This window comes from Phenylobacterium sp., assembly GCF_025934275.1.
Classification (GTDB): Bacteria; Pseudomonadota; Alphaproteobacteria; order Caulobacterales; family Caulobacteraceae; genus Phenylobacterium.
Genome location: NZ_JAICYI010000075.1, coordinates 1 through 15,642 on the forward strand (window position 1 = coordinate 1; position 15,642 = coordinate 15,642).

Here is a 15,642-nt window from a genome sequence, read left to right on the forward strand (position 1 = left end):
CCGGCCTCGTCGATGATGTCGATGGCCTTGTCCGGCAGCTTGCGGTCGTTGATGTACTTGGCCGAAAGCTCCACCGCCGCCTTGATGGCGTCGTTCGTGTAGCGGAGCTTGTGGAACTCCTCGTAGTAGGTCTTGAGGCCTTTGAGGATCTTGATCGTGTCGTCGATGGTGGGCTCGTTGACGTCGATCTTCTGGAAGCGCCGGACCAGCGCCCGGTCCTTCTCGAAGTGCTGGCGGAACTCCTTGTAGGTGGTCGAGCCCATGCAGCGCAGCGTGCCCGAGGCCAGCGCAGGCTTCAGCAGGTTCGAGGCGTCCATGGCGCCGCCGGAGGTGGCGCCCGCGCCGATCACCGTGTGGATCTCGTCGATGAACAGGATCGCGTCGGGGTGGTTCTCCAGCTCCTTGACGACCTGCTTCACGCGCTCCTCGAAGTCGCCGCGGTAGCGGGTCCCGGCCAACAATGCGCCCATGTCGAGCGAGAAGATGGTCGCGCCCGACAGCACGTCGGGCACCTGCCTGTTGACGATCTTGCGGGCCAGGCCCTCGGCGATCGCGGTCTTGCCGACGCCGGGCTCGCCCACCAGCAGCGGGTTGTTCTTGGTCCGCCGGCAGAGGATCTGGATGCAGCGCTCCACCTCGTTGGCGCGGCCGATCAGCGGGTCGACCTTGCCCTGCTTGGCCTTCTCGTTGAGGTTGATGCAGTAGGCCTCAAGCGCCTCGCCGCCGGTCTTGACCGATGGCTTGTCCTCGTCCTCCGCGCCCTTGACCGGCTTGGCTTCCGAGGCGCCGGCCTTCTTGGCGATGCCGTGGGCGATGTAGTTGACCGCGTCGTAGCGGGTCATGTCCTGCTCTTGCAGGAAGTAGGCGGCGTGGCTCTCCCGCTCGGAGAAGATGGCCACCAGCACGTTGGCGCCAGTCACCTCCTCGCGGCCGGAGGACTGCACGTGGATCACCGCGCGCTGGATCACCCGCTGGAAGCCGGCGGTCGGCTTGGCGTCCTCGCCGTCGTCCACCACCAGCGAGCGCAGCTCATTGTCGACGTAGTTGGTGAGCGTGGTGCGCAGCGACGCCAGGTCGACGTCGCAGGCGCGCATCACCGCGGCGGCGTCTTCATCGTCGACAAGGGAGAGGAGCAGATGTTCCAGCGTCGCGTATTCGTGCTTGCGCTGGTTGGCGTAGGCGACGGCGCGGTGAAGCGACTCTTCCAGCTGGCGCGAGAATGAAGGCAAGTGCCGCTAATCCTTTTCCATGGTGCACTGCAGCGGATGCTGATGCCGCCTGGCGGTATCAACGACCTGCGCGACTTTTGTTTCCGCCACCTCGTACGTGTACACGCCGCAAACCCCCACGCCGTGCTGGTGCACATGGAGCATGATGCGAGTCGCATCTTCGCGCGACTTATTGAAGAATTGCTCAAGAATATACACGACGAACTCCATAGGCGTGTAGTCGTCGTTCAAGAGCAGCACCCGATACATCGAGGGTTTCTGCGTCTTCGGCTTGGTCTGGGTGACCACCGCCGTCCGCACGCCCGTGGCCTCATCACCTTGTTTGCGTTCGGCCATCGAACGGATCTCCTGGCGCCGCCGGCACTTCGGCCCTCGACGATTAGATATGGAAAACATTTGGCGATGGAAGAGCCGAATCGTCACGGCCGCTGCGGATAACCGCCCAAGCGCGCGTTTTGCTTCACGGTGAGGCGGCGAAGCCCACGCTCATGGCTCCTTGCGCTCGGATTTCAGGCGCAGGCTGCGCCCGGAGGTGACCGCATCGGCGCCGAATCGCGTCCTGAGCGCGTCGACGGACCGCTCGCCGGCCAGGGCGCGGCGCTCGTCGGCGAAGAAGTCCGCCCCCGCGGCTTCCGCGTCCACGAGGTCGGCGACGCCGACCCCGATCAGCCGCCACGGCCGGCCGGTCGCCTCCTTCGCCAACAGCTCGCGGGCGACCGCGAACAGCGTCCTGGCGGTCTGGGTGGGCGCCGGCAGCGTGCGGCGGCGCGTCACGATCCGGAAGTCGGCGGCGCGCAGCTTCAGGGTCACGACCCGTCCGGCGAGCCCGTCGGCGCGGGCGTGGCGGGCCACCTTGTCGCAGAGGGGCGCAAGCATGTCCTCCAGGTCGGAGCGCGCCGAGAGGTCGGTTTCGAAGGTGGTCTCGGCGCTGATCCCCTTGCGCGCCTCGTTGGGATTGACGGGGCGGGCGTCGCGGCCGGCGGCGAGCTCAGCCAGCCGCAGCCCATGCGCGCCCCAGTGCGCGGCGAGGTCCTTCGGATCGGCGCGGGCGAGTTCGCCCACCGTGCGATAGCCGGCCCGCTCGAGCGAGGCCGCCATGGCCGGGCCGACGCCCGGCAGGATCGCGACCTTGCGCGGCGCCAGGAACGCCTGCGCCTCGGCCTGGCCGATCACCGAGAAGCCGCGCGGCTTGTCCAGATCGGAGGCGATCTTGGCCAGGAACTTGTTGGCCGCCAGCCCGATCGAGACCGTGAGGCCGGTCCCGGCCTCGATCCGGGCCTGCAGCCGGGCGAGCGTCAGGGCGGGCGAGGCGCCGTGCAGCCGCTCGGTGCCGGAAAGGTCCAGCCAGGCCTCGTCCAGCGACAGCGGCTGGATCAGCGGGGTGAGCTCGGCCGCGAGGCCCAGGATGCGGCGGCTCTCGGCGCGGTACTTGGCGAAATCCGGCCGGATGACCACGGCTTCCGGACAGGCCCTCAGGGCCTTGAACATCGGCATCGCCGAGCGCACGCCGGAGATGCGGGCGATGTAGCAGCAGGTGGTCACCACCCCGCGCTTGCCGCCGCCGACGATCACCGGCCGGTCGCGCAGCTCCGGGCGGTCGCGCTTCTCGACCGAGGCGTAGAAGGCGTCGCAGTCCATGTGGGCGATGGCCAGCCGGTCGAGCTCGGGATGGGCGACCGTGCGCGGCGAGGCGCAGCCCGGGCAGCGGCGGGCGGGCTCGTCGCCGCTCCAGAAGCAGTCGCGGCAGAAGGCGGTCATGAGGCGATCGGCCACAGCCAGGCCGCCCCGCGCACGCCCGAGGAATCGCCGTGCTGCGCCCTAACCACCGGCGTCGCGAAGACGTCGGAGAACACATGCGGCGCGATCGCGCCCGGCAGGGCCGGATAGAGCTCTTCGACGTTGGAGAGCCCGCCGCCCAGGACGATCATGTCCGGATCGAGGATGTCGCAGACCACGGCCAGGCCGCGGGCCAGGCGATCGAGGTAGCGCTCGAAGGCCGCTGTGGCCGGGGCCTCGCCCGCGCGCGCCGCGGCGATCACGGCCTCGCCCGACGCCGCCCCGCCGCAATCGAGCGCCAGGCCGGGGCCCGAGACGAACAGCTCAAGGCAGCCGCGCCTGCCGCACCAGCAGAGCGGGCCGGGATGCTCCGCCGCGGTCGGCCAGGGCAGGGGCATGTGGCCCCATTCACCCGCGAAGGCGTTGCGGCCTTCGATCAGTCGCCGCTCGACCGTGAGGCCGGCGCCCACGCCGGTGCCGAGGATCGCGGCGAACACCACCCGGGCGCCCGCGGCAGCCCCGTCGGTCGCTTCCGACAGCGCCAGGCAGTTGGCGTCGTTGGCGTACCGGACCGCTCGGCCCAGCGTGCGCGCCAGGTCCTGCGGAAACGGCCGGCCGTTGAGCTGGGTGGAGTTGGCGCCGCGCATCAGGCCGGTCGCCGGCGAGGCCGAGCCCGGGCCGCCGACGCCGATGCGCTCGGCCCGCCCGCCCGCCTGCCGCTCGGTCTCCTCGACCAGCGCCTTCACCGCTTCGAGGCCGTCCTGGTAGTCGGCGGGCGAGGGGCCGCGCACGCGCGCCTGGAAGCGGCCCTCGGCGTCCAGCGCCGCCGCCTCGATCTTGGTGCCGCCGAAGTCGACCCCGATGCGGATCATGCGCCCTGACATACCTGATTTGTTCCGCTGTGCCTCGCGACGCCGCGCAGCTTAGCTTGCCCGCATGACCGCGGCAGCGATTCCCGACGACGCAGGAGCCCGGGGCTGGTTCGACCGGCACTTGTCGGCGCTCGTCCTCGCGATCGCCTGCGCCGCGGCCTTCGGCGTGGTCATGTTCTCCCACGACGTCTTCAACGACGGCGACACCTACTGGCACATCGCCGCCGGCCGCTGGATGCTGGCGCACCACGAGGTGCTGCGCCGCGACGTCTTCTCCTACACCCACCTAGGCCAGCCCTGGATGACCCACGAGTGGGGTTCCGAGATCCTGATGGCGCTGGCGTACGCGGCGGCGGGCTGGAACGGGATCCTGGTGCTGTTCAGCCTTTCGGCGGCGGCCACCGCCGGCCTGATGGCCTATGCCGCCGCCCGCAGGCTCGCCGGCCTGACGCTGCCGATCCTGCTGGTGCTCAGCTTCTCGACGATGACCGGCGGACTGCTGGCGCGGCCGCACCTCCTGGCGCTGACGCCGCTCGTCGCCTGGACGATGCTGATGATCCGCGCGCGGGAGGCGGGCCGGGCGCCGCCGCTCTGGGCGGCGCTTGTGATGGTCGTCTGGGCCAACCTGCACGGCAGCTTCATCTTCGGCTTCCTACTGGCGGGGGTCTTCGGGCTGGAGGCGCTGTTCGATCCGGCGCTCGACCGCTGGAAGACCCTGCGGGACTGGGCGCTGTTCGGGGTGGCGACGCTCGTCGCCGCCTGCGCCACGCCGCACGGCGTGTTCGGCCTCGTCTACCCGATCCGCATCATGTCGATGCAGACGCTCTACAACATCGGCGAGTGGAAGCCGCTGAGCTTCGGCACGCCGCAGCCGCTGGAGTTCGCGCTGCTCGCGGCGCTCTACATGGGCTTCGCCCGCGGCCTCCGCGTGCCGACGTTCCGCCTGCTGCTGCTCCTGCTGCTGCTGCATCTGACGCTGATCCATCAGCGCTACCAGATCGTGCTGGGCGCGACCGCGCCGCTCATCCTGGCCGAGCCTCTGGCCCGCGCGCTCGGCCAGCGGCCGCCGCCCAGGATCCGGCTCGCCGGCGGCCTCGCCGCCTTGGCGCTCGCGGCGCTGGTGATGATCGGCATCCGCTTCGTCTATCCGGCGCAGCGCGGCGACGACTTCGTCACGCCCAAGTCGGCGATGGCGCATGTGCCCGCCCAGCTCCTCAGCCAGCCGGTGCTCAATACCTACGATTTCGGCGGCTACCTGATCTTCCATGGGCTGAAGCCGTTCATCGACGGCCGCGCCGACATGTACGGCGACGACTTCATGCGCCTGCACAATCACCTGATGCGCGGCGACCAGCCCGAGCTCGACCAGGCGATCGCCAAGTACCACTTCGCCTGGATGCTGCTGTCGCCCCGCGAGCCCTTGGCCCGCGCCATGGAAGCCAAGCCCGGCTGGAAGAAGCTCTACGGCGACTTCTGGGCGGCGGTGTTCGTGCGCCAGGACCAGACCGCGCCCGCGCGCTAGCGTGAGACCGCCTGCTCGATCGCCGCGGCGAGTTCGGCCCAGTCGTCGATGCGCGGGTGCCGCTCGGGCGCGGAAGGGGCCAGCGGCCGCAGGCGCTCATCGGCGACGTGCTGGTAGGTGGCGGTCCCCGGCGCATGCTCGGCCACGGAATCGAGGTTCGGCAGCAGGTCGTCCACGAAGGCGGTGCGTTGCGGCGTCTGGGCGACCAGCCCCGCCGTGATCGGCCCCTTCGGTCCCGAGCTCAGGATCAGCGGATGCGACAGGCCATGCTTCCTCAGCCACGCGCCCCTGAGCTGCTCGGCCTGCGGCGGGGCGTTGGAGAGGATCAGGATCTCCGCGCGGCGGGAGAGCCGGTTCAGCGCCTCGATCGCCCCGGGCGCGGGCTCGATCTCCCCGCAATGGCCGGCGAAGAACTCGTTGAACAAGGCCCGCCCGGTCTCCAGGTCCAGATGCTCGGCCGCGCCCGCGGCGTAGATGTTCTGGAACAGCGCGAAACGGTCGATTCGGAAGTCGTAGCCACGCTCGGCGAGGAAGCCGCCGAAGCCCTTCATGAACAGGCCCAGCACCTCGTCGACATCGACGATCACCAGCGGGCGTTCCCGGGAAAGTCCCAGGTTTTCAAGGCGTGGCGGGGACAGGGCGGCAGGATCGACCAAGGGCGCTCCGGGTGCGGCTAACGAAGTTTAAGGATATGGGCGTGCTGAATGCGCCAAGGTGGGGGCGGCCGCAAAATACGCGGACCGGCCTCAAGAACAGCGCCGGGTCTCGAATGGCCAAGAAGGTCCTCATCGTCGAGGATAACGAGCTGAACATGAAGCTCTTTCATGATCTGCTCGAAGCTCAGGGGTACGAAACCCTGCAGACCCGCGAGGGTCTCCAGGCGCTCGCGCTCGCCCGCGAGCACCATCCCGACCTGATCCTGATGGACATCCAGCTGCCGGAGATCTCGGGGCTCGAGGTCACCAAGTGGCTGAAAGAGGACGAGGACCTGTCGCACATCCCGGTGGTGGCGGTCACCGCCTTCGCCATGAAGGGCGACGAGGAGCGCATCCGCGAGGGCGGTTGCGAGGGCTACATCTCCAAGCCGATCTCGGTCTCCCACTTCCTGGACACCATCCGCCGGCTGCTGGACTGAGACCATGTCCGCCCGCATCCTGGTCGTCGATGACATTGAAGCCAATGTCCGGCTGCTCGAAGCCAAGCTGGCGGCCGAATATTACGAGGTCCTGACCGCGGGCGACGGGCCGACGGCGCTGGCGCTGGCCGCGGCCGAACAGCCGGATATCGTGCTCCTCGACGTCATGATGCCGGGCATGGACGGCTTCTCCGTCTGCCGCCGGCTGAAGGACGATCCCGCCACGCGACACATCCCGGTGGTGCTGGTGACCGCCCTGGACGGCCGCGCCGACCGGGTGGCGGGGCTGGAGGCCGGGGCCGACGAGTTCCTGACCAAGCCGATCGACGACATGATGCTGTTCGCGCGTGTGCGCAGCCTCACGCGGCTGAAGGCGGTGATCGACGAGCTGCGCGAGCGCGAGGCCTCCGGCCGCCGCATGGGGGTGATCGCCGGCGCGCACGCCCGGCTCGGCGGCGCGGGCGGCCGCATCCTGGTGGTCGACGACCATCCGCGCCAGGCGCAGCGGATCTGCGCCGAGCTCGCCGTCGAGCACCGGCCGATCGCCGAGACCGACGCCGAGAAGGCCCTGCTAACCGCCCGCGCCGGGGTGGACCTGGTGATCGTCAACACCTCCGCCAGGGCGTTCGACGGCCTTCGCCTGGTGGCCCAGCTCCGTTCGGACGAGGCGAGCCGCACCGTCCCGGTGCTCGCCATCATCGATTCCGACGACCGCCCGCGGGTGGTGAAGGCGCTGGAGATCGGCGCCAACGACATCCTGGCCAGGCCGATCGACCCGCAGGAGCTCGCCGCGCGCGTCCGCACCCAGATCCGCCGCAAACGCTACACCGACTACCTGCGCGACAACCTCGACCAGTCGCTGGAGCTCGCCGTCACCGACCAGCTCACCGGGCTGCACAACCGCCGCTACATGGAGGGACGGCTCGACGCGCTCAGTCGCCGCGCCGGCGCCGGCGGCGAGCCGTTCGCCTGCCTGGTCATCGACATCGACCACTTCAAGAAGGTCAACGACAGCTTCGGCCACCAGGTCGGCGACGAAGTGCTTCGCGAGTTCGCGATCCGGCTCGCCTCCAACGTCCGGGCGATCGACCTGCCGGTGCGCTATGGCGGGGAGGAGTTCGTGGTGGTGATGCCCGACACCCTCCTGGAGGACGCCCGCCGGATCGCCGAGCGGATCCGGCTGCACGTGGCCGGCTCGCCGTTCCGCGTGCTCGGCGGGCAGGAGCTGCTGTCGGTGACGATCTCGATCGGGGTCGCCGCGAGCCTCAGCGGGGAGGACACGCCCCAGGCCCTGCTGCGCCGGGCGGACGAGGCGATGTACGAAGCCAAGTCGGCCGGCCGCAACCGGGTGATCGCGCGGGCGGCCTGATACGTAAAACGCCCGACCAGCGGCCGGGCGTTTTCAATGGAAACAGCCGGTTCGCCCGATTATTTGATCTTGCCCTCGCGGAATTCGACGTGCTTGCGCGCGACCGGATCGTACTTCTTCAGCACCAGCTTATCGGTCTTGGTCCGCGCGTTCTTCTTGGTCACGTAGAAGTAGCCGGTGTCGGCCGAGGAGTTCAGGCGGATCTTGATGGAGGCGGGCTTCGCCATGGACGTCCTCGGGCGGGCCGGCGGGGCTGAGCCGCCGGCGGGTGTTCGGAAGAGGCGCGGAAAATACGGAGCCGCGCCCCAAAGTCAATGTCGCAGGGTTCAGAGGTGCGCCGGGCGCATCCCGCCGGCCCTGAAGCGCAGGAAGGGCTTGGGCCGGGCGGGATCCTTCATCCGCTCGACGCTCTCCTTGATCATCATGCGGGTGACGCTGGGGAGCGGCAGGGCCTGCGCCTCGTCGAAATCCACCCAGGCGATCTCTTCCAGCTCGCCGCAGTCGGGCTGGCGCTCCAGGCTCATCAGCCGCTCCGCGTCGGCGACCAGGAACCAGGTGTCGAAGCGCTTGCCGACCATCGGCGGGGTGATCGCGCGGGCGACCACGTCGAGCGCCTCGAGGTCGGGCAGGGCGCCCTGCTCCACGAAGCTGCGCCAGGGGCCGGCGGACGGACGCGCCGGGCCGGGGCGGGCGAGCAGCAGGCCCGCCTCCTCCCAGGTCTCGCGGATCGCCGCCAGCGCCAGGGCGCGCCCGCGTCCGGGCTTCAGGTAGGCGTCGAACACCGCCGCCACGTCAGCCCGCAGATCGTTGGCGTAGGGGGCGTGATAGTCGGCCCGGTCGATGCGCCCGCCGGGGAACACCCAGCGGTCCGGCATGAAGGAATGGCCCCCGTGCCGGCGACCCATCAGCACGCGGGGCTTGGGCCCGTCGCGGCGGATGATCATCACGGTGGCGGCGTTCTTGGGACGCACGGCCCGCGTCCCGGGGATGCGGGGCGGACCCTCGGGCTTTCGCGGTTCGGCGGGCGCTTCGCTCATGCGAACAACTGTATGACTTGGCCCGCCGCGGTGGAAACCCTGTCCTTGCGGAAGCCGCGATCCGGCGCGCTAATGCCGCGGAGGTTCGGGGAGGGGACCATGGCGAAAGGCCCGGTCGGAACCGCGCACGAGACGCTGAACGAGCGGCTCCTGCACCGGATGCTGTTCTTCACCGACGCGGTGTTCGCGATCGTCCTGACCCTGATGGTGCTCGACATGAAGCCGCCGCCGTTCAACAACCCGCCCGGCGATCCGACGCACATGCAGGGCATGGGCAGCCACCTGTTCGCGCTGGCGCTGAGCTTCGCCGTGATCAGCGTCTTCTGGATCGCGCACCTCAACACCATGCGCCGGCTGCTGCGCTTCGACTGGCCGAGCGCCATCGTCAACCTGGTCTTCCTGTTCCCGGTCTGCCTGATCCCGTTCGCCACCGGCTGGATCGGCCGCAGCTTCGACGAGCCGTTCATCTGGGGCTTCTACTGCGGCCTGCTGGTGCTGATCTCGGCGGCCAACGTCGCCCTGGTGCTGGTGGTGTTCCGCAAGGGCGGCATGCTGGTCGGCGGGGCGACCCGGCGCGAGCGGCTCTATCGGGCGATGCGGGCCGCGAGCCCCGGGATCGCCTTCGCCATCGGCCTCCTGGCAGTGGCGACGACGGGCGCCTTGCGGCCGGCGGAATTCTGCTGGGTCCTGATCCCGGCGATCGTCCTGGTCATCGAGCGGACGATGAAACCCGCCGCCGAGACCGCCTAGCGCCGCGGCCCGCCCTTGCGGCCGGTCCGGATGTTCTTGGGCCGGCCGGACTTGCCCGGACGATGGCCGCCGCCCGGCCGCCGCTCGCCGCGGGCCCGCACCCCGAGCCTCGGTCGCGGCGCCGAGCTGTCGGCCGGCGCAGGCTCGCTCAGCATCTCGAACAACAGCCCGCCGGTGATCGGCGTCGCCTCCCTGAGCCGCACGCGCACGCTCATGCCGAGCGGCCACCGCGCGCCCGTCCGCTCGCCCACCAGCGCGTGCGCCCGGTCGTCGTGCACGAAGTACTCGCCGCCCAGGCTGGAGACCGGCACGAGGCCGTCGGCCCCGGTGTCGCCCAGCCGCACGAACAGGCCGAAGCGGGTCACCCCGGTGATCTTGCCCGCGAACTCCGCGCCGACCAGGTCGGACAGGAAGGCGGCGACATAGCGGTCGGTCGCGTCGCGCTCGGCGGCCATCGCCCGCCGCTCGGCGAAGGTGATCTTCTCCGCCGTCTCCTTGAGCGCGGCGGCGTCGCGGTCGGTCAGGCCGTCGTCGCCCAGCCCGAGCGCCCGAATCAGCGCCCGATGGACGATCAGGTCCGCATACCGGCGGATCGGCGAGGTGAAGTGCGCGTAGCGGGCGAGGTTCAGGCCGTAGTGGCCGATGTTCTCGGCCGCGTAGATCGCCTGCATCTGGGTGCGCAGCACCACCTCGTTGACGATCTCGGCGTTGGGCGTGTCGCGGGTCTGGTCGAGCAACTGGTTGAAGCGGCTGGTCCTGGGCGCCTCGCCCTTGGTCCAGGGGATGCCGAGAGTGTCGAGGAAGTCCACCAGCGCCTGCAGCTTCTCCGGGCTGGGCGCATCGTGGATCCGGTAGATCAACGGCGTTCGCCTGGCCTCGAGCGTCTCGGCGGCGCAGACGTTGGCCTGGATCATGAACTCCTCGATCAGCCGGTGCGCCTCGAGCGAGCTGCGCGGGATGATCGAGACGATGCGGCCCATCTCGTCCATGTGGATCTTCCGCTCCAGGCTCTCGATGGCGAGCGGGGAGCGGATATCGCGGCCCTTCTTCAGGCAGGCGTAGGCCGCCCACAGCGGCTGCAGGACGGGCTGCAGGAGCGGCATGGTCTTGTCGTCCGTGACGCCCTCGATCGCCGCCTGCGCCTGCTCGTAGGAGAGCTTGGCGGCCGAGCGCATCAGGCCGCGGTGGAAACGGTGCGACCGCTTGCGCCCGTCGGCGCCGAACACCATCCGCACCGTGAGGCACGCCCGAGCCTCGCCTTCGCGCAGCGAGCAGAGTCCGTTGGAGAGCCGTTCGGGGAGCATCGGCTCGACGCGGTCGGGGAAATAGACCGAGTTGCCTTTCTCGCGCGCCTCGCGGTCCAGCGCCGAGTCCGGCCGCACGTAGGCCGCCACGTCGGCGATCGCGACCCAGACGATCCACCCGCCGGGGTTTTTGGGATCGGTGTCCGGCTCGGCATGGACGGCGTCGTCGTGGTCGCGGGCGTCGGCCGGATCGATGGTGATCAGCGGAACCTGGCGCAGGTCCTCGCGGCCCGAGAGCCCCGGCGGCTGGGCGGCTTCCGCTTCGGCGATGGCGGCGGCCGAGAAGCCGGTCGGGATCCCGTGGGTGTGGATGGCGATCAGCGAGGCGGCGCGAGGTTCGTCCTCGCGACCGACCACCTCCAGCAGCTTGCCGCGGTGCGGGCCGTAGCGCGCCAGCGATGCGCCGACCTGGGCGACCACGAGATCGCCATCGCGCAGTGCGCCGCCTTCGGCCGGATCGAGAACCAGGGTCTCCTTGGCCCGGCGGTCGACCGGCTCGACGCGGATCTCGCCGCGGCCCCTGCGCACGACGCCAAGCACGCGATGCGCGCTCTGGCCCAGCCGCTTGATCAGCCGGGCCTCGACCTCGCCGCTCTCCAGCCGGACGAAGCGGACGAGCAGCCGGTCGCCCAGTCCCGGCGCCTGGCCGGCCTCCCCCTTGCGGTCGGGCGCAAGCGCCACGAGCGGGGCGTCCTCGGCCTTGGTCAGCCTGACCAGGAGGTCGCCGTCCGGGTCGCGTTCGGCCACATTGACGACGCCCACCTCGGGAAGAGCCCCGCGCTCGGCGAAGCCCTTGCGGCCGCGGCGGCCGAGCGCGCCCTCGCCCTGCAGGTCGCGCAACATCTCGCGCAGCGCCCGCCGGTCGGCGCCCTTCAGGCCGAAGGCGCGCGCGATCGCGCTGCGATCGGCCTCGCCGTGCTCGCGCAGATAGGCGACCAGGGTCTCCCGATCGGGAAGGCCCTGCGGCGGACGGGCTTTTGGGGACCTGGCCATCGACAGGCGTTGCTTAGCACCTTTGAACGCGGTTCCTTAGCCGCCGCTTCCGCCGTCCGCCACGAGGTTCCCATGCTGATCGGCGCCCACCGCTTCCCCCGCCAGGATGTCGTCGCCTACGGCCGACCGGCCGCCGAGGCGCTGCGCGAGTTCGCCGCCGCCGCGGGCCTGGTGCGGCTCTTGATCACCACCCCTCGCTCGCTGGGAGAGAGCCTCGCCGCGCAGCTCGCCAAGGAGCTGGGCGAGCTCTGCGTCGGCATCGTCGCCGGCGTTCCGGCCCACTCGCCGCGGCAATCGGTGGTGGCCGGGGCCGAGGCCGCCCGGCGGCGGCGGGCGGACCTGCTGGTGGCGCTGGGCGGCGGCTCGGTGATCGACGCCACCAAGGTCATGCAGCTGGCGCTCTGGGCCGGACTGGGCCGGCCCGACGAGCTCGATCCCTACCGCGCGGGCCGCGGGCCGGACCGTGTCGACGTCGCCAAGATCCCGCCCGGCGTGCGCATGGTCGCGATCCCCACGACCCTCTCCGCCGCCGAGTTCACGGCCTTCGCCGGCGTCACCGACACCGCCAAGCGCGCCAAGGAGGGCTACACCCATCCGCTGCTCGCGCCGCGGGCGGTGATCCTGGATCCGGCCATGACGCTCGCCACGCCGGAGGCCCTGTGGTTCTCCACCGGCCTGAAGGCGGTCGACCACGCCGTCGAGCAGCTCTGCAATCCGATCCGCGCGCCCTATGCCGACGCGCTCGCCGCGGATGGCCTGAGGCGCCTGGCCGCCGGCCTGGCCGCCAGCAAGGCCGATCCCGCCGACCTCGACGCACGCCAGGAATGCCAGTTCGGCATGTGGCTGGCGATCAGCGGGGCCGGCGCCGGCCGCGGCATGGGCGCGAGCCACGCGATCGGCCATACCCTGGGCGGCAGCTACGGCGTCCCGCACGGGATCACCAGCTGCGTCGCGCTGCCGGCGGTGCTCGCGTGGAACGAGGCGGCCGGAACCGAGCGGCAGGCGCTGGTCGCCGAGCTGATGGGGGCCGGCGGGCTCTCCGCCGCGGCGGCCGTGCGCCGTCTGGCCCAGGGGCTCGGGCTTCCCACCGATCTGAAGAGCGTCGGCATCACGCCCGACAAGTTCCAGGCGATCGCCGAGCACACCATGCACGACGCCGGCGTGCGGGCGAATCCGCGACCCATCAAGGGCCCGGAGGACATCGTCGAGATCCTCGAGCTCGCCGCCGGCTGACCTTCCCCCCGGAACGAGCCTCAGCCGCCCAGCAGGAACTCGGCCATGGCCGGGATCGCCGTGCGGTCCTGGATCATGAACAGATGGCCGCCCTCGAAGAGCCTGAGCTGGGCGCCGGGGATGCGCCCGGCCATCCGTTCCTGCGTCTCCGGCAGGGCGATGCCGTCGTAACGGCCGGCGGCGATCAGCACCGGGCAGCGGATCTGCGGCAGGCGTTCCCAGGTGTCATGGGCGGCGCGGGCCTCGAGCTGGCGGTGCGCGCCCATGGCGTGGCCGGGCTCGTCGGCGAACGGGGCGGCGCTGCCCATCTCCACCAGCTGGGCGTAGGTCTCGGGATGCGCCATGGCCCATTCGTCGGAGCGACGCGTGTCGGAGATCGGGATCAGGTGGCGGGCGCGGGCCTCGCCCTTGAGATGCTCGATCTCGTGGAACGGGAAGGAGGCGCCGCCGGCCCCGCCCGGCGAGGTGCAGGCGAGCACCAGCCGCCTCACGCGGTCCGGATGCCTGAGCGCCAGCTCCTGGGCGACCATGCCGCCGAACGAGACGCCGATGACCGAAGCCTGGTCCCAGCCCTGGCTTTCCATCAGCCCCGCGGCGTCGTCGGCATAATGGGCCATGGAATAGGCGAGATCGGGCTTCTCCGTGCGGCCCAGGCCCCGCTGGTCGTAGGCCAGCACCTCGAAGGACTTCGGCAGCGGCCCATCGAAGACATTGGGCTTGTTGCGCAGGTCGCCGCCGGTGCCGGAGATGAACAGCAGCGGCGGGCCCGAGCCGGCCCGTTCGAAATAGACCTCGATCCCGTTGGCTCGCGTCCGCGGCATGAGCGGTTACGCCTCCGCCTTCGCCCGCTTGCGCCCGCGAGCGCCGCCGCGGCCGCCCTTCTTCGCCGGACCCTTGGCCTCCCGCTCGGCGATCAGCTTGACGGCGTCGTCCAGGCTGAGGCCGTGAGGATCGGTCCCGCGCGCGATGGTGGCGTTGGTCGCGCCATGCTTCACGTAGGGCCCGTAGCGGCCCGCCAGCACCCGCACCGGCTGGCCGTCGGCGGGGTGGGGGCCGAGCTCCTTCAGCGCGGTCGGCTCGCCGCCGCGCCGGGCGGCCGCCGCTCCGCGCTTCTCGGCCAGCAGGGCGACCGCGCGGTTGACGCCGACCTCGAACACCTCGTCGACGCCGGAAAGGTTCGCGTACGCGCCGTTGTGCTGCACGAACGGCCCATAGCGGCCGATGCCGGCCAGGATCATCTGCCCGTCTTCCGGGTGCGGCCCGACCTCGCGTGGCAGCCTGAGGAGCCGGAGCGCCTTCTCGAGGTCCATCGCGGCCGGGCTCCAGCCCTTCGGCAGCGACGCGCGCTTGGGCTTCTCGCCATCGCCGAGCTGCACATAGGGACCGAACCTCCCGGCTTTCAGGAAGACGGTCAGGCCGGTCTCCGGGTCGAGGCCGAGCTCGCGCTCGTCGGGATTGGGCCCCTCCTCGCCCGGGACGCCGAACGGTCGGGTGTAGCGGCACTCGGGGTAATTGGAGCAGCCGATGAAGGGATTGGACCGGCTCATCTTCAGGCCGAGCCGCCCGGTTCCGCAAAGCGGGCAGGCGCGCGTATCCGAGCCGTCCGGCTTCGGCGGGAAGAGGTAGGGCCCGAGAACCGCGTCGAGCGCGTCCAGCACGTCGCGTGTGCGCAGTTCGCCCATCTCGCCGACCCGGGCGCTGAACTCGGCCCAGAACTCGCGCAGCAGCGCCTTCCAGTCGAGTTCGCCGGCCGAGACGAGGTCGAGCTTCTCCTCCAGGTCGGCGGTGAAGTCGTATTCGACGTACCGGCCGAAGAATTCCTCCAGGAAGACGGTCACCAGCCGGCCCTGGTCCTCGGGCACGAAGCGGTTCTTATCCATGCGCACGTAGTTGCGGTCGCGCAGCCGCTCCAGGATCGAGGCGTAGGTGGACGGCCGGCCGATCCCGAGCTCCTCCATCTTCTTGACCAGGCTCGCTTCGGAGTAGCGCGGCGGCGGCTCGGTGAAATGCTGGTCGGCGCGCGCGGCCAGGACGCGGGCGTCGGCCCCTTCGCGCACCTGCGGCAGCCGGCCGCCTTCCTCGTCCTCGGGATCGTCGCGGCCTTCCTCATAGACCGCGAGGTAGCCGTCAAAGGTGACCACCTGGCCCGTGGCGCGCAGGCCGGTGCGGCCGTCGGCGCCCTCCAGATCGATGGTGGTCCGCTCGATGCGGGCGGATTCCATCTGCGAGGCGATCATCCGCTTCCAGATCAGCTCGTAGAGCCGGCCGAGGTCGCCCTCGAGCCGCAGGCGCCCGGGGTTGCGGGCGAGGCTGGTCGGGCGGATCGCCTCGTGCGCTTCCTGGGCGTTCTTGGCCTTGGTCGAATAGAAGCGCGGCTTCTCCGGGACGTAGTCGCGGCCGTAAAGACCGCCGATCACCTGGC

At 70.8% G+C, this 15,642-nt stretch carries 15 protein-coding genes; 5 read left to right on the forward strand and 10 right to left on the reverse strand.

Annotated features, from left to right (window positions below; genetic code table 11):
• From Q0W60_RS15795 to Q0W60_RS15810, 4 genes are all read right to left on the reverse strand, one after another.
• The coding region (locus Q0W60_RS15795) for an AAA family ATPase (protein ID WP_297697041.1) at positions 1 to 1,229 on the reverse strand (1,229 nt) is incomplete at its 3' end.
• Between the two features lie 6 nt (positions 1,230 to 1,235).
• Positions 1,236 to 1,565 (reverse strand): ATP-dependent Clp protease adapter ClpS, encoded by a 330-nt coding sequence (gene clpS, locus Q0W60_RS15800; RefSeq protein ID WP_297697042.1) that lies wholly within the window; start codon positions 1,563 to 1,565, stop codon positions 1,236 to 1,238.
• Between the two features lie 150 nt (positions 1,566 to 1,715).
• Entirely contained in the window at positions 1,716 to 2,987 is a 1,272-nt protein-coding gene (locus Q0W60_RS15805; protein ID WP_297697055.1) for a DNA polymerase IV, read from the reverse strand.
• Positions 2,984 to 3,877, reverse strand: a complete 894-nt coding sequence (locus tag Q0W60_RS15810; RefSeq protein ID WP_297697043.1) for an ROK family protein — start codon at positions 3,875 to 3,877, stop codon at positions 2,984 to 2,986. The genes Q0W60_RS15805 and Q0W60_RS15810 overlap by 4 nt, the downstream gene beginning before the upstream one ends.
• 64 nt (positions 3,878 to 3,941) lie before the next feature.
• On the opposite strand from Q0W60_RS15810, the gene Q0W60_RS15815 reads away from it, so the two are divergent.
• A complete protein-coding gene (locus Q0W60_RS15815) occupies positions 3,942 to 5,399 on the forward strand; it encodes a hypothetical protein (protein ID WP_297697044.1) in 1,458 nt (485 codons plus the stop codon).
• Here Q0W60_RS15815 and Q0W60_RS15820 read toward each other — a convergent pair.
• Positions 5,396 to 5,986 carry a hypothetical protein gene (locus tag Q0W60_RS15820; RefSeq protein ID WP_297697045.1) on the reverse strand — a complete coding sequence of 197 codons (591 nt, stop codon included), beginning with the start codon at positions 5,984 to 5,986 and terminating at the stop codon, positions 5,396 to 5,398. The two genes, Q0W60_RS15815 and Q0W60_RS15820, sit on opposite strands and share 4 nt — an antisense overlap.
• 182 nt (positions 5,987 to 6,168) lie before the next feature.
• Here Q0W60_RS15820 and Q0W60_RS15825 point away from each other — a divergent pair, with 182 nt between their 5' ends.
• Positions 6,169 to 6,534, forward strand: a complete 366-nt coding sequence (locus Q0W60_RS15825; RefSeq protein ID WP_297697046.1) for a response regulator — start codon at positions 6,169 to 6,171, stop codon at positions 6,532 to 6,534.
• A gap of 4 nt (positions 6,535 to 6,538) precedes the next feature.
• Positions 6,539 to 7,903 (forward strand): PleD family two-component system response regulator, encoded by a 1,365-nt coding sequence (locus tag Q0W60_RS15830; RefSeq protein WP_297697047.1) that lies wholly within the window; start codon positions 6,539 to 6,541, stop codon positions 7,901 to 7,903.
• A 59-nt stretch (positions 7,904 to 7,962) separates the two neighbouring features.
• Here the strand turns inward: Q0W60_RS15830 and rpmG are convergent, their stop codons facing one another.
• Both rpmG and Q0W60_RS15840 read right to left on the reverse strand, forming a co-directional pair.
• On the reverse strand, positions 7,963 to 8,130 hold the full coding sequence (gene rpmG / locus Q0W60_RS15835; RefSeq protein ID WP_297697048.1) for a 50S ribosomal protein L33: 168 nt from the start codon (positions 8,128 to 8,130) through the stop codon (positions 7,963 to 7,965).
• 99 nt (positions 8,131 to 8,229) lie between these two features.
• Positions 8,230 to 8,874, reverse strand: a complete 645-nt coding sequence (locus Q0W60_RS15840) for an NUDIX hydrolase (RefSeq protein ID WP_366075867.1) — start codon at positions 8,872 to 8,874, stop codon at positions 8,230 to 8,232.
• 165 nt (positions 8,875 to 9,039) lie between these two features.
• On the opposite strand from Q0W60_RS15840, the gene Q0W60_RS15845 reads away from it, so the two are divergent.
• The gene (locus Q0W60_RS15845; RefSeq protein WP_297697050.1) at positions 9,040 to 9,690 is read left to right on the forward strand and encodes a TMEM175 family protein; all 651 of its coding nucleotides are present in this window, start codon (positions 9,040 to 9,042) and stop codon (positions 9,688 to 9,690) included.
• Here the strand turns inward: Q0W60_RS15845 and rnr are convergent.
• The gene (rnr, locus tag Q0W60_RS15850; RefSeq protein ID WP_297697051.1) at positions 9,687 to 11,987 is read right to left on the reverse strand and encodes a ribonuclease R; all 2,301 of its coding nucleotides are present in this window, start codon (positions 11,985 to 11,987) and stop codon (positions 9,687 to 9,689) included. The two genes, Q0W60_RS15845 and rnr, sit on opposite strands and share 4 nt — an antisense overlap.
• A 72-nt stretch (positions 11,988 to 12,059) precedes the next feature.
• Here rnr and Q0W60_RS15855 point away from each other — a divergent pair, with 72 nt between their 5' ends.
• Positions 12,060 to 13,220: an iron-containing alcohol dehydrogenase gene (locus tag Q0W60_RS15855; RefSeq protein WP_297697052.1), complete on the forward strand. Its 1,161-nt coding sequence runs from the start codon at positions 12,060 to 12,062 to the stop codon at positions 13,218 to 13,220.
• Positions 13,221 to 13,240: 20 nt separating this feature from the next.
• Here the strand turns inward: Q0W60_RS15855 and Q0W60_RS15860 are convergent, their stop codons facing one another.
• Both Q0W60_RS15860 and Q0W60_RS15865 read right to left on the reverse strand, forming a co-directional pair.
• Positions 13,241 to 14,041, reverse strand: a complete 801-nt coding sequence (locus Q0W60_RS15860) for an alpha/beta hydrolase (RefSeq protein ID WP_297697053.1) — start codon at positions 14,039 to 14,041, stop codon at positions 13,241 to 13,243.
• Between the two features lie 6 nt (positions 14,042 to 14,047).
• The coding region (locus Q0W60_RS15865; RefSeq protein WP_297697054.1) for a DNA topoisomerase at positions 14,048 to 15,642 on the reverse strand (1,595 nt) is incomplete at its 5' end.

Bases quoted from the DNA above. Each gene is read 5' to 3' on its own strand.
- Q0W60_RS15855 (WP_297697052.1), top strand. From the start codon at position 12,060: ATGCTGATCGGCGCCCACCGCTTCCCCCGCCAGGATGTCGTCGCCTAC.
- rnr (WP_297697051.1), bottom strand. From the start codon at position 11,987: ATGGCCAGGTCCCCAAAAGCCCGTCCGCCGCAGGGCCTTCCCGATCGG.
- Q0W60_RS15805 (WP_297697055.1), bottom strand. From the start codon at position 2,987: ATGACCGCCTTCTGCCGCGACTGCTTCTGGAGCGGCGACGAGCCCGCC.
- Q0W60_RS15860 (WP_297697053.1), bottom strand. From the start codon at position 14,041: ATGCCGCGGACGCGAGCCAACGGGATCGAGGTCTATTTCGAACGGGCC.
- Q0W60_RS15845 (WP_297697050.1), top strand. From the start codon at position 9,040: ATGGCGAAAGGCCCGGTCGGAACCGCGCACGAGACGCTGAACGAGCGG.
- clpS (WP_297697042.1), bottom strand. From the start codon at position 1,565: ATGGCCGAACGCAAACAAGGTGATGAGGCCACGGGCGTGCGGACGGCG.
- Q0W60_RS15825 (WP_297697046.1), top strand. From the start codon at position 6,169: ATGGCCAAGAAGGTCCTCATCGTCGAGGATAACGAGCTGAACATGAAG.
- Q0W60_RS15815 (WP_297697044.1), top strand. From the start codon at position 3,942: ATGACCGCGGCAGCGATTCCCGACGACGCAGGAGCCCGGGGCTGGTTC.
- rpmG (WP_297697048.1), bottom strand. From the start codon at position 8,130: ATGGCGAAGCCCGCCTCCATCAAGATCCGCCTGAACTCCTCGGCCGAC.
- Q0W60_RS15810 (WP_297697043.1), bottom strand. From the start codon at position 3,877: ATGATCCGCATCGGGGTCGACTTCGGCGGCACCAAGATCGAGGCGGCG.
- Q0W60_RS15830 (WP_297697047.1), top strand. From the start codon at position 6,539: ATGTCCGCCCGCATCCTGGTCGTCGATGACATTGAAGCCAATGTCCGG.